The organism is Vibrio sp. MMH1-50 (assembly GCF_022347645.1).
In the GTDB taxonomy this organism is placed as follows: domain Bacteria; phylum Pseudomonadota; class Gammaproteobacteria; order Enterobacterales; family Vibrionaceae; genus Vibrio; species Vibrio harveyi.
In genome coordinates this window covers 1-24,452 of record NZ_JAKRGG010000015.1, presented here as the reverse complement: position 1 = coordinate 24,452, position 24,452 = coordinate 1, and the positions used below count along the sequence as shown (strand labels likewise).

Annotated in this window: 13 protein-coding genes; 4 read left to right on the top strand and 9 right to left on the bottom strand. The window is 43.2% G+C overall.

The window, feature by feature from the left end:
* Nucleotides 1–67: 67 nt before the first annotated feature.
* On the bottom strand, nucleotides 68–1,300 hold the full coding sequence (locus MHO32_RS13120) for an L-lactate MFS transporter (protein WP_005447152.1): 1,233 nt from the start codon (nucleotides 1,298–1,300) through the stop codon (nucleotides 68–70).
* 576 nt (nucleotides 1,301–1,876) lie between these two features.
* On the opposite strand from MHO32_RS13120, the gene MHO32_RS13115 reads away from it, so the two are divergent.
* On the top strand, nucleotides 1,877–2,233 hold the full coding sequence (locus tag MHO32_RS13115) for a hypothetical protein (RefSeq protein WP_005447150.1): 357 nt from the start codon (nucleotides 1,877–1,879) through the stop codon (nucleotides 2,231–2,233).
* 65 nt (nucleotides 2,234–2,298) lie between these two features.
* Here the strand turns inward: MHO32_RS13115 and MHO32_RS13110 are convergent, their stop codons facing one another.
* The 4 genes from MHO32_RS13110 to MHO32_RS13095 form a co-directional block, all read right to left on the bottom strand.
* Complete coding sequence (locus MHO32_RS13110; RefSeq protein ID WP_239212413.1) at nucleotides 2,299–4,167, bottom strand: M48 family metallopeptidase; 1,869 nt, start codon at nucleotides 4,165–4,167, stop codon at nucleotides 2,299–2,301.
* Nucleotides 4,167–4,757 carry a LemA family protein gene (locus MHO32_RS13105; protein ID WP_005447146.1) on the bottom strand — a complete coding sequence of 197 codons (591 nt, stop codon included), beginning with the start codon at nucleotides 4,755–4,757 and terminating at the stop codon, nucleotides 4,167–4,169. The genes MHO32_RS13110 and MHO32_RS13105 overlap by 1 nt, the downstream gene beginning before the upstream one ends.
* 226 nt (nucleotides 4,758–4,983) lie before the next feature.
* On the bottom strand, nucleotides 4,984–6,351 hold the full coding sequence (dcuC, locus tag MHO32_RS13100) for an anaerobic C4-dicarboxylate transporter DcuC (protein WP_005447145.1): 1,368 nt from the start codon (nucleotides 6,349–6,351) through the stop codon (nucleotides 4,984–4,986).
* A gap of 375 nt (nucleotides 6,352–6,726) precedes the next feature.
* The gene (locus tag MHO32_RS13095) at nucleotides 6,727–7,851 is read right to left on the bottom strand and encodes an acyl-CoA desaturase (protein WP_239212412.1); all 1,125 of its coding nucleotides are present in this window, start codon (nucleotides 7,849–7,851) and stop codon (nucleotides 6,727–6,729) included.
* Nucleotides 7,852–8,144: 293 nt separating this feature from the next.
* Between MHO32_RS13095 and MHO32_RS13090 the strand changes: the two genes are divergently transcribed.
* Nucleotides 8,145–8,693 carry a GNAT family N-acetyltransferase gene (locus MHO32_RS13090; RefSeq protein ID WP_005447141.1) on the top strand — a complete coding sequence of 183 codons (549 nt, stop codon included), beginning with the start codon at nucleotides 8,145–8,147 and terminating at the stop codon, nucleotides 8,691–8,693.
* Nucleotides 8,694–8,767: 74 nt separating this feature from the next.
* Here MHO32_RS13090 and MHO32_RS13085 read toward each other — a convergent pair whose 3' ends face one another.
* Complete coding sequence (locus tag MHO32_RS13085) at nucleotides 8,768–9,385, bottom strand: HAD family hydrolase (protein ID WP_239212410.1); 618 nt, start codon at nucleotides 9,383–9,385, stop codon at nucleotides 8,768–8,770.
* 286 nt (nucleotides 9,386–9,671) lie between these two features.
* Between MHO32_RS13085 and MHO32_RS13080 the strand changes: the two genes are divergently transcribed.
* Entirely contained in the window at nucleotides 9,672–11,717 is a 2,046-nt protein-coding gene (locus MHO32_RS13080; RefSeq protein WP_069688167.1) for a hybrid sensor histidine kinase/response regulator, read from the top strand.
* Nucleotides 11,718–11,850: 133 nt separating this feature from the next.
* Here the strand turns inward: MHO32_RS13080 and cqsA are convergent, their stop codons facing one another.
* From cqsA to MHO32_RS13065, 3 genes are all read right to left on the bottom strand, one after another.
* A complete protein-coding gene (gene cqsA / locus MHO32_RS13075) occupies nucleotides 11,851–13,032 on the bottom strand; it encodes an alpha-hydroxyketone-type quorum-sensing autoinducer synthase (protein WP_026000191.1) in 1,182 nt (393 codons plus the stop codon).
* 533 nt (nucleotides 13,033–13,565) lie between these two features.
* Nucleotides 13,566–14,510, bottom strand: a complete 945-nt coding sequence (ylqF, locus tag MHO32_RS13070; RefSeq protein WP_005447133.1) for a ribosome biogenesis GTPase YlqF — start codon at nucleotides 14,508–14,510, stop codon at nucleotides 13,566–13,568.
* Nucleotides 14,511–14,826: 316 nt separating this feature from the next.
* Nucleotides 14,827–15,813, bottom strand: coding sequence for a peptidoglycan DD-metalloendopeptidase family protein (locus tag MHO32_RS13065; RefSeq protein WP_239212408.1), 987 nt, complete (start codon nucleotides 15,811–15,813; stop codon nucleotides 14,827–14,829).
* Between the two features lie 291 nt (nucleotides 15,814–16,104).
* Between MHO32_RS13065 and MHO32_RS13060 the strand changes: the two genes are divergently transcribed.
* The coding region (locus tag MHO32_RS13060; protein ID WP_239212404.1) for a hypothetical protein at nucleotides 16,105–24,452 on the top strand (8,348 nt) is incomplete at its 3' end.

Genomic DNA, 24,452 nt, shown 5'->3' with positions numbered 1-24,452 from the left:
CCATAGGTTAAGCCTTTTTCGAATCAATTTCTGCAGATCTACTAGATAAATAGAACTGGACTGGCAATTAAGCGTTTTTCAGTTGTGCTACTTTCGCTTCAGTCAGTGGCTTAGTGATGAACGCCAGTACGATACATACCGCCATCATTGCCGCTGAGATAGTGTAAGCAAGCGTGTAACCGTCACCGTTAGTCATTGAGAAACCAACAACAGCAGCACCGATTGCACCACCGATACCCCATGCTGTGTATAGCACGCCGTAGTTAGTACCGTAGTTCTTCAGACCGTAGAATTCAGCCGTTAGAGTAGGGAATACTGCTAGAAGCGTACCGTAGCCTACTGCTGCGATTGCTGTACCGATGATCAGCGTAAACTCAGTTTTGAACGTTGCGAACAGAACCATGTTGATGCCCTGTAGAACGAACGCTAGAAGAAGAGTACGAACGCCACCGATCTTGTCTGCAAGCATACCTGCTGCTACACGACCGCCTGAGTTAAATACCGCAAGGATAGACGCTAGGTAAACCGCGTTTGGCAGGTTCGCTTGAACGCTTGCAATAGTAGTGATGTTACCGATGATCATAAGACCAACAGAAGCTGCGAACGCGTACATGATCCATAGAGAGTAGAACTGTGGCGTTTTAAGCATTGCTTTCCAAGTTAGGTCGTCAGACTTCTTCACAACCTTAGGCGCTTGACCTTCTTTTACTTTAGGCTCTGCTGGCGTGTAATCCGCTGGTGGGTTGTTGATTGTTGCTGCTAGTGGAACAGCGATAGCAAGGATACCGACACCAAGAACTAGGAAGCTTGTTTGGATGCCCATGCTGTCGATCAGCGCAGAAGTCACAGGAGCTAGGTAGATAGCTGCTAGACCGAAACCTGCTGCGATGATGCCGTTAACCATACCTTTCTTAGATGCGTGGAACCACTTCATTGCTGAAGGAGAAAGACACGCGTAACCAAAACCGATACCTGCACCAGTGACCACACCGAAAGTGATGTTCAGCATTAGTGGTGAGTTAACAAAACCAGACGCGATCATGCCTAGACCTGTTAGAACAGTACCTAGGATAAGGATCAAACGTGGACCCATACGGTCTTGAAGAATACCTGCAACAAGAAGACAGATAGAGAAAGTAATAGTTGCAGTCGCGTAAGGTGCAGATGCTTCTGCTGCGCTCCAGCCTGACTCAGTCACTAGTGCTTTGTTGAATACACTCCAAGCATACAGGATGCCAAGACAAAGGTTGATACAGAATCCTGCTAGCAGGATGCGCATAGCTTTATCAATCTTGCTCATTTTTGTTCTCAGTAATACCTCTTGGCAGATAGCAAAGAGGAGTCGGTTTAAAGATAGGGTTTACTCAAAATAAGTTTGCATTTTTCAACGCATAACGTAATGAGCGCGGATTATAACCAATAAATGTGTGATTGGAATCTCTTTTTACCCCTATTACTAAAAATAATTCGAAGCATTAAAAATGGTTGTAATGGGAGCGTTTTATATATGAAGGAAATGTTGATCTAACGTAAAGAATCGTTGGTTTGGTAGTGAGATCCTAAGTGAAACAAGGTTTATAGCTAGAGCATGGGCATTTGGCTCACAGTTTAAGCAAAAAGTTTCAAAATATTTTAGTGTTAATGTTCTGTAACAAAAGTGGGCGAAATAGAGACTGTTTTCTGTAAGTGCAGGATCTAAAGGGTTTATAAATTAGAGAATGTTAACTGCTTGTAATAACTTGATTCAAAAGGAGGGAGTGAACATAAATTGAGCAAAAAATGTGCTTGTAATTGCTAAATAGATAAGCAAAATAGGGCGCAAAATGAGTTTTCATTAATGAAAGGATGCTTTTCTCTACTCGTAGTGAGGTGACTTATGAAATTGTTCCTATTACTTATGGCTTCTGTTTCTGCAGGTGTCGCATCAGCAGATCACATCCATTCATTTATGCTAGGTCTTTCTATTGCATCGCTTGCAGTAGGTAGCTGCTACTTCTTCGCATTCCGTAGTTCGCGTTTCCCACAGCTTGCTTTGTTCTTACTGATCTGTGGCATGTTATCTAAATTGACGATTACGGTAATTGGCGTAATGTGGGGTATGTCAGCCGAGCTGATTACATCTCCAATCGTGTTTGCTTTGTCTTACTTGTTCTTCTCATTAGCGGTAACCTACTTGTGGTTCAGCTATCGTCAAAGCATCACTAAGATTCCAGAGCGCTTTAAAGCTGCTTAATCAGCGTCACTTATAGCCGAATACAAAAACGCCAGCGATCATCGCTGGCGTTTTACTTTTTGCAGTTAAAGCGTCACGGTAAGCGGCGGTTCTGGAACTTCCAAGAAACACGCTATCACGCGGTACAATTCGCCTTCCGCGACGGTGATCTTACCATCAGACTCAATTGCTAAACGACACGCCTTAACGAACTGTCGCCGTTGAAGGGGTTTAAGTTGCAACAACAGCTCCAATGCAGCGCGACTTAAACGCCAGTTGTTGTTTGGCGCTTCCAATGTCGTTTCTGCAAATCCTAGCGAGGTGAGCGAAGCGTTGAATGAGCGTTGTGCGCCTTCTCGTTCTGAATGCGTGACCCACGCCAATTCACGTAGCAACCAGTGCACGCTTTCTTGGAGTTGCTTGAATGTCTTGTTTTGGCGAGTAGAGCCAAAAGGCGCAAGAAGCTGCTTTTCCAGCAAGTTAATGACGCACCATTCACCCAGTGAGTAGTGATTGTCCGTTTGAGACAACTCTCGCAACACTTGGCAAAGTCTGTTTTTCTGACCTTCACTCATTGATTTAAGTGCTGGGATGGCGAGCTCTAGCAGAGGAAGCCTTAAGTGCAGGGGCAAATCGTAATCCAGCCATGGTAACAGCTTTGCGTGCGAGACCATTGGAATATGACCTTTGATCATCTCACGTTGCACATGGCTGCCATCAAAGATCAGGAGCAATGCAATAAAGCGCGAACTGTAGGGTTCACGCGCAATGTCTACCAAGTCTTGGGGCAATTGGCTGATCAGTTGTTTTCCTGTGTCACTTAGTTCTGAGGAAGTTGGAGTGACACTTTGTGGTTCATGGTCTTGAGAGCCGAAATCGGCATCCGAAGCAAATCCGCTGACTTGTTCATGAGCAAACGTCGAAGCTTGGCTATGATTTCTGCGCGAAAAACTGCCGTCCCAGTTGGGTTCAATGCGACGGATTCGTTCTTCGAGAGGCGGGTGAGTAGCAAAGAAACCGGTGAAGCCAGACAAGCTGCTTTGTCCAAACATCATGTGGCTCATTTGGCTGCTCGCTTGTGCATCCAAGCTAGAGCCAGATGCGTGACCGCCAATCTTTTTCAACGCACCTGAAATACCTTGGTCATTACGAGTAAACTGAACTGCACTCGCGTCCGCCAAGAACTCACGTTGTCGTGAGATAGCTGCTTTGATCATTGAGCCAAATAAAGTACCAACCCAACCGAGCACCAAACACACAACCGCGATCAGCATGATGACAGCGAAGCCTTTATCGGAATCGGAAGAGCTTCTTGATGAGCGGCTAGTGTAGTGTGTATTGTCGAGAACCAAGTGACCCAAGTGCGCAATACAAGTGATGCCGAACAAGACACCAATCAAGCGCGTGTTCATGCGCATGTCGCCATTCAATACGTGGCTGAACTCGTGAGCAATGACGCCTTGCAGTTCATCACGAGAAAAGCTGTCGAGCGCACCTTGCGTGACACCTATGACGGCATCATCAATGCTCATACCTGCAGCAAAAGCGTTAATGCCTCGCTCTTCTGGCATCACATAAACAGGGGGGACAGGAATGCCAGAAGCAATCGCCATCTCCTCTACCACATTAAGTAATTGGCGGTGTTTTGTGTCCGTTGTATTTGAGGAAATAAGCTTACCTCCAATACTTTCAGCGACGCCACGACCGCCATTGGAAGAAAGCTCAGATAGGCGGAACATAGAGCTGATTGCGACGACCAGTGCCACACCTGCAAAGCACAGCAAGGTGTAAGTAATCGCGGTGCGTTGATCAAATGGCTCGCCGGTTACTACGTAATAAATAGTAATGGATAGTACGCTGACCAAACTTGTGATGATTAATACTGCTAAGGAGAACAGAAACACCAAAAGCCCGGTACGCTGACGTGCGGTATCTTGATGGTCGAAAAAATCCATTAGAACTCAACCTTTGGCGCTTCTTGGATTGCTTCGCTGTCTGCAAACTCCAGCAACTTACCATCTTGGAAGCCAAACATATTGGCAAACAAGACTGGTGGGAAAGTCTGTTTGTATGTGTTGTAGCTGGTAACAGCATCATTGAAAGCTTGGCGAGCAAAAGCGACTTTATTCTCCGTGCTGGTTAGTTCTTCTTGCAACTGAGTCATGGTTTCGTTGGCTTTCAGTTCTGGGTAAGCTTCAACGACGACGTTTAACTTACCTAGTGCATTTTGTAGCATGCCTTCTGCTTGTGCCAGTTGGCTAATTGCCGCATCGCTGTCTGGCGCGTCACTTGCTGCTTTCAAGCCCGAAATTGCCTGGTTACGCGCTTGGATGACTCGCTCGAAGGTTTCTTTTTCGTGTTCCATGTAACCTTTCGCTGTGCTGACAAGATTTGGGATCAGGTCGTAACGACGTTTTAACTGAACCTCAATCTGAGCAAAGCTGTTTTTAAAGCGATTACGCAGCGTCACTAGTTTGTTGTAAATACTGACCGCAAACACCGCGATAAGCAAAATGATGACGATGAAAACAATAAGTGAAGTCATAGTAAGTTCCATTTTGTGAATGTATTTGGACTTTATATAAGTAGTTGAGATATTAAGCAAATTAGACTTACTTATAATGTGCAATGTTTTGTAATTATGGGACGTATTGCGTATTCAGTACGAGGTGTCAAAGAGGGGAAAGGTGGTGACAAGGTCTGTGGAATAGAAATAAAAAAGCCCGACAAAACTGCCGAGCTTTTACGAACTAGATGATTGTGATTAGCGCTTACGCTGACATTGGTACAAGAACCATAGTACCGATGATCACAGTAATCAGACCCGCTAGAACTGGCACTGATGTGCGTTTTACTACCTCAAATGGGCTGATGTTTGCCATACCTGAAGTAGCAACGATTACGCCAGATACTGGCGAGATAGTACGACCTAGGTTAGAAGCTTGTAGCATTGGGATGATTAGGAACGCAGGGTTCAAACCCATTTTCGCAGCCAGTGAAGGAGCAAGTTCAACGAACGCGTAGAATGGTGCGTTACCAGAACCCGTTGCAATTGCTGCCGCCACGGTTAAACCTGTTAGGATAAGCATTAGTGCGATACCGCCTGCGCCTGCGTTATCCGCTAGGTGAAGAAGGTTGTCGATCGCACCGATAGACATAAGACCTTGAGCAAACACACCAGCAGCAACCAAAAGCATTACTACACCCTTAAACGCATCCGCCATGCCTGTGTAGCACGAGTCTAGATCTTCAAGAGATTTCTTACCGTCGAATTTATTAACAACGTAATGAATAACCGCACCTAAGAAAATCGAGCCAACCACGATCGTGTAGATATCTAGGCTTAGACCAGGGATTGTGCGACCGTTGAATAGGAAAACACCGATGATAGGTAGGAAAGGTAGCGCAGCGTAGAATGCTGGAGCATCTGCTTTGATCTCAGACACGTCGATTCTTTCCATTGGTGTGTTATCTTTCTTATCTAGGTATTTGTTCCAGAAGAAAGCGGCTGCCGCCATTACGATGATTGCACAGATAGAAACAGGAAGTACGGTTTGAACCGCAAATACGTCAAGCGCGAGACCAGATTTTTCTGCTGCGATAACCACGTCACCTGATGTTGGCGACAGAATGATTGCCGCTGGTGAAGCACACACTGCCACTGCCGCTGGACGAGAAATACCCATTGCCGTCATCATAGGGAATAGGGTCGCCATTAATAGCACGCCCAGACCTGTTGCTGAACTCACTGCAAGAGACATCAAACATGCCACGATGTAAGCCGCTACCAAAAGGACGTATGGAGACTTGATAACAGAAAGCGGTTTAGAGAACTGTTTTACAACAACATTGTTTGCGCCGATGTGTGTCATGTAAGACGCAAAACCACAAAGTAGCATGATTTGCATACCAAGACCGCCGCCACGGTATTGAAGCATGTATTTTACGTACTCTAGTGCGTCCGTCACCATATTACCCGTTGAGGTTACTTTTGATGGCAGAACGTCATGGCCAAGAATGCCAGTCATAAGAAGCAAACTAATACCTGCGGTTAATAACACGCCAGCAGCTTTGTAGCCTTTGACAATGAAATAACCCACAGCAATGGTCACTACCAAGCCAATTAAGAGCTCTAACATAGGGTTGTCTCCAGATATTATGAAAAAAAGAAAGAAACTGTTTCAGTTTATGTCTGGGAATTTACAGAATTCTTTCCTGTGGCACGAGACTAAATTAGAGCTAGCATGATCTAAAACAAATAATAGATTAATAAATAATTGCATTGGATTATATTGTTTAAATTACGTTTTTTAGGTGTTATGTACTAGTTTTCTGGATTTTAAAGAAACGAAAATATGAACATTCAATCGAATGAAAATCGTACTAAATGATTAAAAAGTGAGAAAAGCGATAGTTCGAGCTAGATCACGTTAAAGGGGCTTGGTTGAACAAAAAAGCTCCGAATTAACGGAGCTTTTGTTTTGACGTCTTTATATTGAAGCGCGAGTTACACGTTACGCGTAGCGACGCACTAAGAGATTCCAACTGCGTTGTTGACGTTCAAATTCTTCCTTAATTTGTTGGTATCTTAATTTGGAAACGGATCGCTCATACTTTTTTACTACTGTTGCAGTTTTCTCACCAAGCACTTCTTTGCGCGCTTCGTAGTACTCCTGCATGTGATGTACTAATGCGTCGAACTCCTTCTGAAGCTGATCACGAATCGACTGGCTGTTTGGCTTACTCTCTAGTTTTTCTTTGGCTTTCTTCAATAACTGCGTCGCGCGTGCTTTTTCTATGCGAAACGTTGACGTCGTACGAAGCTTCGTTGTTAACCCCAGCCAAGAACAAGATTTGATCAGCCATTTGGTTGGATCGTAGTGCCACCAGTAAACGCCATTACGGTAATCGTTCTCAAAGATGTGATGGAAGTTGTGGTAGCCCTCACCAAAGGTAAAGAATGCCAAAATGCCATTGTCACGAGCAGTGTTTTTATCGGTGAAGGTTTGTTTACCCCAAACGTGCGCCAATGAGTTGATAAAGAAAGTGGTGTGATGGCTCAAGAACAGACGAGCAGCACCGACAATTAGGAACATTCCCCAGATATCACCGTATAGAAGCCCAAGAGCCAGTGGGAAACCAATGTTCGTTGCGATAGCCAAAGGGACATAATATTTGTGCTGCCACACGACGATTTTATCTCGCTTCAAATCTCGACAATTAGTGTACTCGTTCTCTTTTGATTTGTTGTAATCACGAAGCATCCAACCGATATGTGAATACCAGAACCCACGTTTTGCTGAGTATGGGTCTTTGTCGTTGTCGTCGACATGTTTGTGGTGAACACGATGATCGGATGACCAATGCATTGCACTGTTTTGAAGAGAGAAAGCACCACCGATGGCAAAGATGAATCGTAAAACTGGGTGAGCTTCGTAGGTTTTGTGACTCCAAAGGCGGTGATAGCCCGCTGTAATAGAGAGGTTGGTGAAACTAAAGGCAATAATGCCCCAGATCAGATGCTCCCAGCCTAAACCGAAGTGGTATGCATACCAAGGCAGTACAATAAAGGTGAGAATAAAACTGGCGGAAAATATCAATATATTCAACCAGATAAGTGGTGGTTTATTATGCTTCACAATGTGTCCCTAACTTTGAGCTAACAACTGTACGCCAGAATATCAGCGTACACGTGTAAGTCAAACTAAAGTTCGATGACTTTGTTTCGAGTTGTGACATTTCTATCGTTAAGCGAAAACTCGCAATAATTGGGTTTCGTTGGTGGGATATTTTGCTTTTAAACGAATAATGAGTAGTATTAATCAATGAGCTGTGGCTATAGATTTGTAAAATCTGCCAATAATATGCAGTTAATGAGGTGGAAAATGCCAAAGCTCGTTAGAGAAGCAATACAAGAACATAGGAATACGTAATGGAATTACGATTAGCGGAATATAAGGATTATGAACGCATCGCGCAGTTACACGCAGACAGTTGGAAGCGCCACTACCGTGGTGTGTTGAGTGATGGCTATTTGGATAGCGAAGCCATCGACGACAAACTGTTGATATGGCAAACGCGCTTAACCAATCCACCATTCAACCAACACATTGTTTTAGCCGAAGAGGGTGGTCTTCTTCTTGGTTTTGTTTGTGTGTTTGGTAATCATGATTTTGAACGTGGCAGCTTTATTGAAGCATTGCACGTAGATGACAGTTATCGCGGAAGAGGTATAGGCAAACAGCTACTTCTAGCGGTAGCGGAATGGCACCAGCAATACTTTAAGGACAGTGGTTTGTATCTTGAAGTCGTCTCTCAGAATGAACCTGCGGTTGAGTTTTATCAACATATTGGCGGGCAAGAGTGTCAGGAGCGAAACTGGAAAACTCCGGGCGGAAATGAAGTACTCGAAAAAGTGTTTCGTTGGTCTAACGCGCAATCACTAGTGAGTGGCATTGAAGAGAATGTCATTTACTCGTAACTCAAATTGAGTTTCCTATAAACATACAAAGAGCAGCACGTCGCTGCTCTTTTTTGTTTGCATAGGGATACCACTTAGAAGGTGAGTCCTAGTGCTTTGAGTTCTTGTTCACATTGTTCAGCATTCTCAAATTGAATCGCAGAGATTCCAAGTTTTCGAGCGCCTTCTACGTTATAAGGCATATCATCAAGAAAAACCGTCTCAGCGGCGATAAGTTGATGAGTATCAAGCAAGCTCTGATAGATCTCAGGCTGAGGTTTTAGCAAACCAAGTTCGGCGGAAACCGTCGTTCCATCAAATAAAGACCAAAACTCGTAGGTTGTTTTTAAGTGTTCAACAATCTCAATAACATTATCGGTTAATGCATACACGGAATAACCAGCACTTTTGATGCGTGTGAGGAGTTCTACGCTGCCAAAGATCAGAAGTTGTGTTTGCTTAACATAGTAAAAGAATCGCTCACATTCGTTGTGAGACAGCTGTTTCTCTGATTGGTAACGCTCTTTCGCCTCAGCTTCTGTGATTAAGCCTTTGTTTAAATCTAACCATATATCGTTTGCGAATAGTGCTTTAGCTTTTGCCTCAGCATCAACATGATTGCCCAATGTTAATCTGACGATTTCTAAAGGTGACCATCTCACCATGACGTTGCCGATATCAAATACGACATTCTTAATTGAGTTAGCTTGCATAGGTATCCTTGGGTTAATTTGATTAGGTACGTGTTCAAATTCCGACAATATCTTAATTGCAATATGTTTATGTAAAAATTGTTGCGTATAATCCGGTTTTTCAAATACTTTTCGATGTTATTTGACTAATTATCACCTTTATGAATGTAACGGATTGAATTTAAAGCAGACCGTCATAAACTTTTGAACAACACCTCGCTGTTTATGTGCGATAACTAATATATAATTATAAGAAAACAATGTAATAGACAGTTAAACGTTAGGGCTGAGTTAATTAAGTAATAATATGGACGCGATTCGCAAAGTTTATCAGTACGCAGAGCCAAACCTTACCTTAGTAGGGTGGATGGGCTTTGTGGGCTTCCCAATTTATTACGTGGTATGGGAATTCATGTTCCCACAACCGTACGAAAACTTGCCACTGAGAATTCTCTGCTCTTTCTTGTTCTTTGGTATCATTTATCGTAACCGCCTACCATTCGAGTGGCGAAAGTATCTGCCGGCTTTTTATCAAGTCGCAATTACCCTTTGTTTACCTTGTTTCTTCTTCTATATGTTGTTGATGAACAACTGGTCAAATGTTTGGGTAATGTCGTTTATGTCGGCGATATTCCTTCATATTTTGTTGGTTCATATTACTTGGGTTATGTTTGCCCAGACCTTTGCTGGTATTGGCTTGGCGACGTTTTTCGCTTGGGTAGCTCAAGGCTTTCATATTGAGCTCACCATGGATTGGACGCATGTACCAATCTTCTTGTTCATTTATCTATTTGGTAACTTGTTCTACTTCCGAAACCAAGTGGAGCACGAAGCAAAAGTTTCCTTGGCTAAGTCTTTTGGTGCGGGCATCGCCCATGAAATGCGAAACCCACTCAGCGGCTTGTTGACTTCAATTGATGTGATTCAATCAGTGTTACCCAACCCGAAAGAGGGAAGAAAAGCGCAATACGAGCTGAGTGACGAAGATGTGACCTTATTGCGTGAAGTCAGTGACGATGCAATGAAAATCATTCACTCAGGTAACGAGACCATTGATTTACTGCTAACTTCAATTGATGAAAACCGAGTGTCACGTTCGACGTTCCAGAAACACTCGGCTCAATCTGTCGTTGAAAGTGCAATTGAAAGTTTTAGCTACAAACGAGCGACTGACCGTTTTGCCATTTCGTTGGATGTACGTAGTGAATTTGATTTCTTGGGCAGTGATACGCTGTTGAAGTACGTCATGTACAACTTGTTTAAGAATGCATTTCACCACCGAAGTTCGGAAGATTTTCATATTCACGTTACCATGTACAGTGACGATTTCAGCAATCAAATTGTGGTTACGGATAATGGTTCAGGCATCGCGCCTGATGTGTTGCAAAGCATTTTCCAAGACTTCTACACTACAGGCAAATCGGGTAGTTACGGCTTAGGTTTGCCTTTCTGTAAAAAGGTGATGCGTTCATTTGGGGGGGATATTCGGTGTCAGTCAGAAGTGGGCGAGTGGTCGCAATTTACGATGACCTTCCCGGCGATTAACTCAAATGAAGTCAAAGAGATCAAAAGTGAGTTAACCAAGCTAAAAACCACACTCTTTGTGAGTGAGCAAAACATTCTAGTGTCTAAAATGACGGACATTGCTCGGTTTATGGGCTTTAGCCTTACGGTGTTAGACGTTGATGCTCTGCTCAAGAAGAAAGAATATGAATTTGAATACGATTTGATCTTTGTCGATATCGAAAGCCTAGACGCCCGAGGCAGTCATATGGACAAAATGGAGTCACTATTTTCATTCACTGAAGCTCGTATTGTTTATCTGTTTGAGCACCACCCAATTCAGAGAGCCAGAAAGGCATCTTTTGCGCCGATTTGGGTGGAAACACAAGCGTGGTTACTCAACACAAAAGCAACTATTGATCGTTTACTATACGACGCCAACTATGTGGTTCCTCAGGTATCAACGAAGCCGCTAGATGCAACGAACAAACGAACGATTATGGTCGTTGATGATAACGAATCCTTGCGTAAGTTCACGGCAATGTTACTTGAGAAGCAAGGGTTTGAAGTGATCCAAACCGAAGACGGTCAGCAAGCTATAAGCGCATTAGATACAAATGACATTGATCTCATCTTAATGGACATCGAAATGCCAGTGATGGATGGGGTAGAGACATCTCGTCGAATTCGAGCGTCAAACAAACCTTATGCTTCCGTGCCTATCATTGCGCATACGGGAGACAGTTCACCAGTGACTCTCGATAAAATTGGCTCGTCTGGCATGTCAGATTTTATTGTCAAACCGGCAGATAAAAACAGACTGTTCGATAAGATAGCGAACTGGATTTAATTCCATCGCCTAACGTACTCATTGCCTAGCATCATTATTGAAGAACGGAATGACGATAGAGCTCAGCATTGTGCTGAGCTCTTTGTTTTTCGGCAGCGACAAGCTTCCATTCAATTGTGCCGTTATCGATTCGTTATGCGAATTCTAGTTCTGGATGGTTAAATGCTTCCTGACAAGCGGTAAGTACGTGGTCCACATCGCGAGAAGTCATATCTGCATTGATTGAAAATCGGATGATGTTTTTGTTCTTACCTGTTGCTGGGCGACAGAATACTGCACCAAACACATTACGTTCTTCAAGAAAGTCACGTACACGTTCCGTATTTCTCTCGCTACCGCACTCCAAAGCGACAATTTGAGATTCACTACGGATATTAAAGCCAATTTGTTTTAATCCTGTTCTTAGCTCTTTAGCTCGGTTGAACAGTAAGGTTCGTTTATCGTCAGCCCCCTTAATCACCTCAAGCGTTTTTTCTAAGCGAATCACTTCTTGTGGCAACACCGTCGAACTAAAAATCGCTGGATACGCGACAAATGGGAGTGTCTTAGCCAGCTTCTCAGGACCAAGAATCGCCCCCGCACGGTATGCGAATGTCTTAGCCAAACTTACCGTAATGAAATCAACTTGATCGGTTAACCCCAACGCTTTTACAAGACCCGCGCCATTTGGACCGTGAGTTCCAAGTGAGTGGGATTCATCGACGACCAATGCACAATCAAATTCACGTGCCATTTCGTAGATGTCGTGAAGTGGGGCGATGGTACCAATCGTGCTATAAACTGAATCGACAACAATCACACCGGAGCCATGACGTTGGATCTGTTTACGCAAGTGGTTCATATTGTTGTGCATAAATGCATGCGCGTGTGCTCCCGCTGCTCGAATGCCTTCCCATAACGACATATGCGCAAAAAAGTCGATATAGACGGGCGTATTTGGTGGGCAAATCGTTTGCAACAACCCGATGTTTGCCGCCCATCCTGATTGTGAGAGCAAGCAGCTTCCCATTCCCACGTAATCGGCGAGTTGGGTTTCAAATGCAGGCTTGGAAGTATCATCTTGCAGGAAGATTGCAGACATTACTACGTTGTCGTCATGCTCGGTAATTGCATCACGATGTGCCTTTTGAATCAGTTGGTTGTGGGATAACGATAAGTAGTCGTTGCTTTGCATGACCACCGCTCCGGATTGTGGTCGCTTACCCAAAACCAAGTGTTTCTGGTTCTCGTTTTGTTCGATCAAGTCTTGAATATAAAAGTCTAGGCGTTCCTCAACAAAAGAAGGAAGAGGTTTCGTTTTCAGTTTATCACTCATAATAATTTCTCTTAGTAATACGAAAAACGCCAGCGCTGACAGTTATATAGTTTTAACTGATATGAGAGATGTGTCATTGCCAATGTTGCATAAGTTTGCGTACGCTTGCAAACTCGGTATTTAAGGGTTGGGTGCGGTTTGGAATTCCTTACCTTTCGGGAGTCTAACTATGATGGAGCTTAGAAAATAACCGTTAAAATACATAGTAAATCACTATGAATTTGTTTGGTTTTTTCTACAAAAATTAACGAATAGATGTCAAATCACAACGCCATTTTGTGGCGTTTTAGAGTGGTTCGTTCCATTTAATGTGGTTAACGAGTCTGTGGATTTTCAAGCTGATAAAAAAGATATACCCACGTGACTTCGCGATGATGTCTTCAAGATGAGGATTTCAGAGTGTTGTCATGGATTCGAGAGCAAGTACAACAACTAAGTGGAGTATCAAGCTTTTTTCAGATTGTTATAAACCTGGAAAATAGGCGAAAAAAAGCGCGTATAAAACGCGCTTTAAAACAGTGATTGAATAGGAACTATCGTTTGTTTCGTAGGTAACGCTTACGACGTTCTTCTTTGCGTTTTGCTTTCTCTTCTTCTTTACGAGCGGTTTCGATTTCTACTTCGATCAGCTCTTGAGTAATCATCTCTGGCAACTCAAGGGTGATTTGCCCTAAGGTGCCCTGACGAAGTTCGTGTAGAAGGATTTCAGATACCTTGTGTAGGTCAACACGACCACCCGCACGAAGTGCTCCACGACGACGACCAATTTCTTCCATGATTTCGATATCAGACTCTGGAAGCTCTTCGATTTGATAACGCTCTTTAAGCTTCTCTGGGTAATGAGCAGCTAGGTATTCGACCGTGTAAAATGCCACTTCATCGTATTCCATTGCGGTATCTTTCACCGCACCTGTTGCTGCGAGTCGGAAACCACTGTGCGGGTTTTCAACTTTTGGCCACAAAATTCCTGGGGTATCTGAAAGTACGATGCCATTTTGTAGGTTAATACGCTGTTGACGACGAGTGACCGCTGGTTGGTTGCCTGTTACGGCAATCGTGCGACCGGCAAGAGTATTGATAATGGTCGATTTACCAACGTTTGGAATACCCATGATCATGGTACGAATGTTCTTACCAATTTCTTCACGGTGAGGCGCTAGCTTGCGGCAAAGCTCCATAATCTTATGTACTTCACTCGTCTCTGACGTAGTGATTGCCATTGCTTTTACGTTTTGCTCTTTCTCAAGGTGATCAATCCACACTTGAGTTAACTCCGGATCGGCAAGGTCACGTTTATTCAGTACCTTTACTACCGGTTTATCACCGCGAATTTGGGAGATCATCGGGTTTTCACTACTGAAAGGAATACGAGCATCCAGTACTTCGATGATCACATCCACTTGCGGGATTGCTTCTTCGATTTCTTTACGCGCTTTGTGCATGTGGCCAGGAAACCACTGGATAGAGTTGTTAACCATCTGAAAAATCGCCTTATTGTTTCATGGTTATGCTGGTGGGTTAATCAATTTACCTACATCACTAACGAGGATGTTAAGGGGAGCGGGGTATGTTTCCCCACTCAATACCACTACAGCGAGTCATGTGAGGATCTTAACACTTTATTGGATGGGCGGAAATGTTAGAGCAAGCTGACATCGCGATATTTAAGGGCTTGAGCGTTGCTTTGGCTTTGGTTAGTTTCGAATCGAATATCAATGCCTCGGTAATGATGTGCCTTATCACGATAAAGAAAATGACATCTGAGTGATTCGAGCGTCAGACCAACAAGGTGAGTTATGAGGCATGTTTGTTTAATTCTCTGATCAGCTCTGCGCGTTCAGTCCTTGCTGCTAACATCATTTGCATGTTCACCAGAGGAGGGCGCGCTTTTCTGATGTATTGTGCGTAATCAACAGGAACGCCATCAACGATCAACTCTATGTGCAGGTGAGGTCCGGTTGTTCTGCCTGTGTTACCTGAGCGACCAATAGCTTGTCCTTTCGTTACGTGGTCACCTACGCGAACGTTGCTGCGTGATAAGTGCAAGTAGCGGGATATAGAGCCATTTGTGTGACGGATGTTTATATAGTTGCCTGCAAAACGATTGTAGCGTGATTTGATGACGACACCGTCTGCAATACTTTTTATCGGCGTTCCAATTGGGACTGCATAATCTGTCCCTAAATGAGGAACAATCAAACCGGTTACTGGATGTCTTCTCTTTAAATTAAAGCCGGAGCTAATTTTGTAAGCTTTCGCGAGTGGAAATGAATAATAAGGCTTTTGAATTAGCTTATTTCCATATTCATCGTAAGCATTGTCTTTACCATCATTAATAATGAAAAAGTCTCTTTTACTACCTGAGTAGTAAAAAGAACTAATGTATCTTTCATTATAACTATTGGTTTTGATTTTTACTGAAAATCGGTCGCCTTTCTGTGCTGAACCAATAATGTTGAACTCATCTTCGATTAACCTGAACAAAGATTTGATCTCATGCGGGGATAATCCGGAATTAATTAAAGAGGCAACAAAGGAGTAATCAATAATGCCTGTGGTGATCTTGGTGCGTTGAAAGTGTGCTTCATAAGTCTGCTCGATACTATTACTATTTATCTTATTGTAACTTTCTGTTTTTGCTGTTGATTTTGTGGGAGTGGTCTGAAGTTCTGGGGTGAGAAAGTAATGAGTCAAAGATACGCCAGCAATGATAACGAATGCAATAAGAACAAGGGGTAAAGCAATGTGCTGAGTCTGCTGTCTTAATATTAAACTTGTCATTAAATCGAAATTATGCTTATAGGCGAAAAATTGAGGGGAGTATAATATTTAAAATAAAATCTTACACGCCGTTAAAGGCAATTCCTGTGTTTTTACTAATTAAATAACGATAGATGTGAAGTGGCGCTGCTAAAGAGATTGAAAACTGCCTATTTTCTTAGCGTTTATGTTTGATTTTATGGTTATTTTGTCACGTTGAGAAAATTCTGGACAATAATATAATCGCGGCAAAATATACTCTGCCAAATTACTATGATCACTAAAAATACGCTAAAACCAACGTTAGGTCTCATGGCTGCTTCACTATTATTGAGTGCATGTGGCGGTGGGGGTGGGGGTGACAGCACGCCGCCAGCTAGGAAGACAGGAAGTATCTCAGGAAACGTTTTTGACGCTCCCGTCAATGGTGCGAAGATCGAGGTGTTTGAATACAAGAACGGAAAAGTTGGCAGGTTGCTTGCCAACACGACTTCTAACGCCTTCGGTGATTACAAGCTTGAATTCGAATCTTCATCGATGCCTTTGTATGTAGTTGCGCAACAAGGAAGCTATACCGATCCGCTTACGAAAGAGATCGTGTCGTCAAGTGCAGGTAAGACTTTGCGCCTAGAAGGTGTCGTCAACTTTAGTGAAGGCAGCAACCAGACATTAATGCTGACGCCTTTAACTAATATTGTTTCTGGTTTGGCAAAGTACAAAATTGCAGAAGGGGCATCTGGGGCGGATGCTATTTCTAAAGCATTGAGTAGTATCAATGGTATGTATGGGTTCAATGTCAATGAAACCACACCGATTGACATAACTAAAGGCGGTCAGAGTAGCTTTGCTACACCCGGACATCAGTACGGTGCGTTGCTAACGGCTTATTCTTCTTACTCTTATGATTTGATAGAGAAATACGGTCAGTCTAAAGACAATATATATACCTCAATGCATCTTGCAGACATTCAATTCCGCGATGTTATTGCAGACGGTCTTTTAGATGGCTTAGAAATTAGTGAGTCTACAGGTGCTGTTACTCCACTTACGTTCGGTCAGCAGAAAGTCACCAGTGACGTTTATACGCAAGATCTTTCGCAGCAAATTTTAATTGTGGTGAACGATCCCAAGCTCAATGTTTCTGGAACCGATGCTGATGATTACGTGGCGTTTAGCCAACAAGTCAATGATTTGGGGACTCATGGTCAGGCTGATGGCGTTATTCCGCCTCGCGACGAGACGGAAATTGACACAATTCCGCCAACTGTTACTCGCACAGATAGTGACGTTTTAGCTGGCACAGATAACGTCGATCTCAGAATCAACGACGATATTGGCGTTCAATCTATTTCTGCTTATGTTGAATACAAGCTAAACGGCATTTGGTCAGGAGAATTTAAATGTAGTGACCAGCAAACTTCCGGTAGTGAGTTCTGTTCGGTAGATGCTAGCGGCTTTGAAGTTGGTGTTCGTGAAACAAACATCAAAGTAAGCATTGATACCAATGCGATTGATGCTGTAGAGCGTGATTCGGATACTGGTCTTTCTAATGTATCGGATGCTCGTTTGGTCTTTTACACTGCAGACGTTTTAGGTAATGAACTTGTTCCTGGCAGTAACAAAGGTCACTACGTTAATTTTTATTGGGATAATGACGCGCCTGTTATTACGGTGAGTTCAGCGAGCGCGATCAACAAGCAGCTTCCCGAATATGTGTTAAAAGGGACTGTTAAAGAGGCATCTCAAGACATTAAATCGGTTAACGTCTCCTTCAAAAACGGTTTACCAGAAGAGCTCAGTTGTACTCCGGTTATCACTGAGTCAGGCAGTGCTTGTGAATTCACAAGTAAACCATATTCGACAGAAGAATTCTTATCTACGACCACGTTTGATATTACGGCGAAGGACACTAAAGATAATGTCGGTAAGCTAACATTTACCGTCAGTCGCGATGACCAAGCTCCAGCTCAGATCGTTGCTTACCCTGAAGGGGCGTCGATGAACTACGTCAATGTAAACCTTGATGGGGAGCGATCGACATACGAGGGGGTTTACACACAAGATACTTATACTTCCGATAACGTGCAGTCGAGTCGTGACTACTTGAAGATCGACTACGTCTACGCAAGCTCAGGTTTGAAATCTCTTGATGGTGTCGACTTCGCAAACTTTAACGTTAACTTATTAAAAGAAAAGAAAATTCCTTATGTAAAGGTTCGAGTTTCCGATGTGAGTTCAGACACTGTCTTGGGAACGAGTGCTGACAAACTGAAGCTAGTGGTCAAGTACTATGTAAGCCCAAACAATGATGGTCAATATGCCTTCCAAGAGAGAACACAAACAGTAGCCTCAACAGAAGACGTTACCGCAAATATTCCTCACGAAACGATCATGGACAGCAACGGTCGAGTCAGCGAAGTTATCTATTATGTTCCTTTCGTAAGAGAAATCCTTGGTGAAGGCTTTAAGAACGTTTCTGAAAATGCGAGCCAAAAGCTGGAAATCCAAACCATCGATGAATCTGAAAACGTGAGTGCTGCGCAAGTCGTTTACTTCAGAAGCAGTTTTGACTTGCCGACAATGACTGTCGTGACGCCTTTTATTGGTGCGCGAGTGCAATTAGAAGGGTTGAACCCCAATGGCGAATTCACATCTTTAGCTAGTTGTACCACCATCCAGCAACCTGAAAGTGATCAGACAACCGCGCTTGACGTAGCGGTGTGTGAAACCACAACTGATGTGGTGAATTACGAATTCATGCGCGTACGTTTAATCGGTGTAGAAGGGATGGATCCTCATTACTACCAATGGAAAGATGATGAGGGTAAAAAGGCAAGTGTAAACTTAAATAACGCCAATATAGGCGCATATTTTGAGCTTGATGGCTCAAACACTTATTACATCACTGAGCTTGCAACCTACCAAACGGGTTTGTTTGATTATCGTTGGAACCAAGTAGAAGCAGGAGATAAAACGTCAGAACGTGCATCGCAAATTCTTACTGATGTGAAATACGCTTTGTCGGGTACCAACAGTAACAACAGCTCATTCTTTGGCTTTGACCCGACCGTGACGGCTTATGCCACGAACGAGATATTAGAGAAACCAATACCTAATGTTTTGACCAATGACTACTTACATCGATTCCTTGTTGAGGCCATCGATGGTTTGGCGCAAAACCTGCCGAGAAACAACTCTTCTGATTTTGCCTCTGCTATCTATGATGATCTTAGCTACGATGGTAAAGCAAATGGTCTTGGAGCTGGTGGTAACAAAATCAAACTAGATGATTATGAGTTCAGTTCTGACACTTACAGGAAAGACCTTGCTCAGTCGTATTACAACATCATGACGGGTAAGTATCAGATTCCTGATAATATTGCTCAGCTATATGCTGATGATATTTCACAGGCAAACCCAAAACTTGGCAGTGACAGTATTTTTGATAGTGAAGGTGGAAGTATTGATGTATATCCACCGGAGAAAACGTTGAAGATAGTAACTGGTCGCCAAACGATGGTTGGTAATAAACGTTATGTCGCGGGGGAAGTGGTTTCCCAAGTCGTTTTGGAAGACCCATCAGGTATTGTCGAAAAGGGCGATAATGCACCTAAATTCAAAAGTATGTGGTATGCGGGAAGCAATCCAAATACGGCTATTCCACTGGATCTAAACATAGAAGAGTCAGGCGAGAGTGGGAAGTTCAAAAAAGAGTACTTCTTTACGCTTAACTCAGAGTCATCAGACTTAAAGGATATTATTGAATTTGCACTGGAGATAAGTGCGTTTGATACCAAAGGCAATGGTTATTCTGAGTCCAACCCACATGTAGAACGCCTTTATGTAGATAACGATTATCCGAAGGCGAGTTATGAGCCTCCCAAAGACATCAATGATGAAGAAATCAAAGATGGTGTTTACCTAAGCGTTAAGAATAACATTCACGATCTGACTTTTATCTTAGATGATGTCGTTGGTGATAAGCTCGATAAGCGTAGTCTTCTACTTTACAAAAGTTCAGGCGAAAAATATCCAGTTTCGTATGAGCAGTTTTATAAGAATGAAACAAAACGATTTGTAGTACGACTATGCAGCCAGAAAGACTGTTCGGGTCAAGGAGTCACCATCAACCCAGGGGATGGTAACTGGTTCGCAGTCGCTAGCGCAGAAGATAATTTGGGCAATGCCGTATCTGATGCTGATAGCGGTGCGCCAAGGTTCCGCATCTACATCGATTCTGAAGCTCCAGTTGTTAATGATGCGAATATTGCTGAACGATTGGGTGGCAACAGTGTTTGGACACCGATCATTGATTGGGGCGAACTCAGTCAGGGAAGTAACGTAAAGATTGAGTTGAGCAAAGGTTCGGGTCAGACCCAGACATTAGAGGCGTGTGACCCTGTAGCAAGTAGTTGTGATGAACCGTACCTTATTGGCGAGCAGCCAGATATTAAAGTTCAGTTGGTTGCAAATGCCTTTAGTTATGATGCTACCAATGAATTCTACGTGACGGCGACAGATACAGCGTATCCGAAAAACGAAAGTAGAAAAGGTACGTTTACCTTCAAAGTTGATAACGAAGGGCCGACTATTTTACTTTCTACCCCTTGGGTTGAAGACGCTTTAACAAAGGAAAATGCAGTCGTTGGTCGTAATTTCAACGTGCTTTTTGATGGAGTGACAGATGATTCGAAAATCACGGAGGTCTCGTTATTCCAAGTTGGACAAGCAGATGCGCTGAAAACATTCAAACCCGCAGAACCAAGCCAAAAGTTTCCTATGCCACTTGTCGAGAGTGATACTGACAAAATTGATATGCCGGGTGAAGGGAACAGTGTCAGCCTTTACGTTAAAGCGAAAGATATTCATGGCTTTGAGAGTCAATCCAACACAAATAGCGTCATTTTTGACAATCAAGGTCCAGATTTTAACTTGGTTGGTCACGATGAAAGTAGCTATTACGTCAACGATTATGTGTTTGAGCTGAGAGCCGTTGACTTGGGCGCAAGCGGCAATGTTTCTGTTGAAGGTGTTGATAGAGAAAATCTAGAGTTCTGGATATTTGAGGATGCAGAGCCGCCTTTTGGTACGCAAGGTACGGACATAGTTAATGCCGAAACTCTAAAGGTTCCTTTAGGTGGTTTGAGTGATGGTGAGCATACTATTAGGATCAAAGGTCTTGATGTTCGTGGTAACTCTTCCCAAAAAGATTTCCGGTTTAATGTAAGTAACAAGGTTCCTCAACTGGATTTAAAAATCACTAACGTTGCGAACGGTGAAACAATAGATCGCGTCGTATATGACGAAGGTGACATCAAGCTGACGTTAAAAGTAACGGATGTGAGTGGTGTAAAGAACATTGTTTCTACTTATAAATACTCCGGTGAGAGCAAAGCTACGGACTTTCAGTTCGATGAAGTTGTGGGTGAAGAGGGTACGTGGACTGCTACCTTGAAAGAGTCTGAGTTAAAAGCTGATGGTAACTATGAACTCAGTATTAGTGTTTACAACAATGTCCAGCATAACAGCGACGATAATCCATTAGTCAGCAAGATAAACCACACGCTTAGTGTTCAGCGTAATGGTGTTGCTCTTGATGTATTAAAACCAACTCAAGACTTTCAAAACTATGTCTCTAATGGTGTGCTGGATGTCACATTCACAACGCTAAGTGAAGTTAAAGCGCAGCAAATTCAGTGCTGGGTTCGTCAAGAGTACGATGGTAATGAAGCCCCTGATGAGAACGAAAAGCCAACTTCTGGCAAGAAGAATATATCTCCAGGACAAGAACCTAGTTGTACCGTTGACTCTGAAAGTACCTCATTGTCACCGGCAATATTGATTGTTCAAACTAAGGGGACGAATGGCGCGGTAGCGGTTCAGAAATTTGACTTTAAAATGATGGACTCAGATTCCCCAGTAGTCACTCAACCAGCTACTGATACTTATCAATTCTCTGGTGGTGAAGTAACCCACAACCCTGGTGATGACACGAAGTTTCTAGCGTTCGAGCTTATGTTTAAAGATGAATTATCAGGAGTGAACATCACCAATGAAGACAACTACCCTAAAATAATTCGGAAAGCGGGAGCGATTCCTTTTAGCGCAGAAAGTTGTGTATTAAATGCGGATGGTCAGGTTGTGTGTCGCTACAAGGAAAAGTACTCCGACATTATCCAAAAGACCGCAGTTACACATGATTACAAAGTAACAAACATTAAAGACAATGCAGGTAATTTAGCCTTAGATCATGAGTTTGAATTTTTGTTACCGACTGAAGATCCAATCGTTGAAATTATCAGCCCAAGTGAAGGCAACGTTCTAAATGGTAAAACTCTTGATGTAGAGTTTAGAGTGAAACTGAGTAAAAATTCAGAACTAGAAAACGTAGAAGTGACCTTCGGTGATGAGTCCTATAATCTCAAAACGGATGATAACTTTGAAAAGTTCAAGCCTTGTGGTGTTGATGGAGAATATCGTTGTTCTATTTTCCATAGTGACCAATTAGAAAGCTCTCTAGAAAACAAAGCACTGACTGTAAATGTGACTGCCACAGATGTTTGGGATAACCGTGGAAGTGCAGCAGTTAAAGACATTCGATTCGATAATACTGCCCCAATTATTGGGGATGTGGTCACGGTTTCAGAGCAACCAAACGATAAGGTTAGGTTCACTTTTGATGAGATGAGAGATGAAGTCAGTGGACTCGCTACGGTTAAATACACAGTGCGTGTGCTCAACTTTGAAGAAGAAAAAACGGAGAATGTGACCTATTTCGAGTTGCCTAAAGATCAGATCGCAGGTCGTGATGAAATCAGAGTTGAGGTTATCGCGACTGATGCTGTCGAAAACTTTGAGTCCGCAACAAAAACTGTTTATTTAAAAGCGCCAACAGTAACACTTGCTTTTGATGGCATTGCTGGCTTGCAAGGAAACAAGCTAGCGTTTGTAGATGAGAATCAATCATTTACGATTACCTCTAAAGATAGTGAGCACGTCAAGGCTTCTAGCTACTCTGTAGATATGATTCCGAAGGTTGGGGATACGCTTAATTTCAAGGGAAATATAACGTCATCAACGGCGTCAGGCACTATGGTGTTTGATGCCGATGACCAGGCTGAGTACACGTACAAAGTCACTGTCATAGATTCCATAGGACGTTCGATTACAGACTTTGAGCTTTTCGATAAATCTTATGATGCCAAAGGTCTCGACTCTGTTGTTGACCATGAGATACCAGTTATCACGGGTGTTCGCGCTGATCAAGTTTCTATGACTCCGACAGGTGATAAATACAATTTGGATGTAACCGCTTATGTTTCAGATAAAAACTTAAGTTCAGTCACATCAACGGCTGATAATGGGGCAGGGGTAATTGTTGGTCCACAATCAATCACACAGCCTGCCAACGATAGCGACCCGTATGTAATGCACTACCTATTATCAAAAGGAGACTACACGATAAAAGTAGTGGCGTCGGACCTCGTCAACCATAAGGCTGAAGAAACGATAACGCCGACAGTGGAAGCTGCAAGTGTCCCTGAACTCACAATATCGAGCTCTGGGAGTGCTCCATTAGCTGGTGGTGTTGAAGTTCAGCTTACGTTTAAGTTTACGGAAGACGTCAAAAACTTTGAGTTCTCTGATGTAAAACTCGAAGCAAGTGATGGAAGTGATGTTGGAGAGCTGAAGCTTCTATCTTGGAACAAAACTGATGACAAAACATGGACTGTCAACTACTTAACTCCAGAAAGGGCGGATAAAGATATAACCATACGGGTCGATGATGGTAGCTATGAGAGCGTCAATACTATCCCCGGAATTGGGGATAGTTTGCTTCTAGGGGTTGAAGGTGTGTTGCCAACACTGACTAAGGTGACGTTTGACCCGATACATCAGGAAATTGGCAAATCTGTCAACATCCAGCTTGAGTTCGACAAAGAGTTGCAAGAAGCGACTGCATCACTAGGAAGTAATAACGTTACATCACTAGCGGTGACCGCAAATAAGAAGGTGTGGACAGGCACAGTTGAGGTTCCGAATGTACCGGAAGCTAGCGTTGGTCTTGTTGTCAGTCAATATAAAGACTTAGTGGGTAATGTGGGCGAAAACAATGCCTCAAACGCATTGCCAATAACGCCAACTTTAACAGTTGAGAATATCCGTGATGTCAATTCAACTGACGCTGCGACAGTAGCAGTCAGTGGCGGTAGCACGCGCTTCGTAACTACCGACACATTAACCATCAAAGCGGTTGATACGAACGGTAAAGAAGTCACGAAAACCACTACTGCGAATGCTCTAGGTCAATGGAATACGTCCTTGGATGTCACAAGTCTAAAAGACGGCACCATTACCGTGACTGTTAATGGCACGAACGATTTGAAAGCTGTGGCGAAAGAGGTGTCTACAGCGTTCACTCTGACGCAAACCAAACCAACGGTTGATGATAGCCAAACGACTATTTCACCGCAGTACGCTGCGGCAGGTAAGACCGTCACAGTGACAGCTACATTCGATAAAGAAGTGACGACACCAACAGGTTCAACTCTAGGTACTGGGGCGATCAACTGGACGCCACAGGTTGGCACTCACACCCAATGGGTAGGCTCTGTCCAAGTGGCAGCGGTAGCCGATTCAGTGAAGAGCGTAGAGTTAAC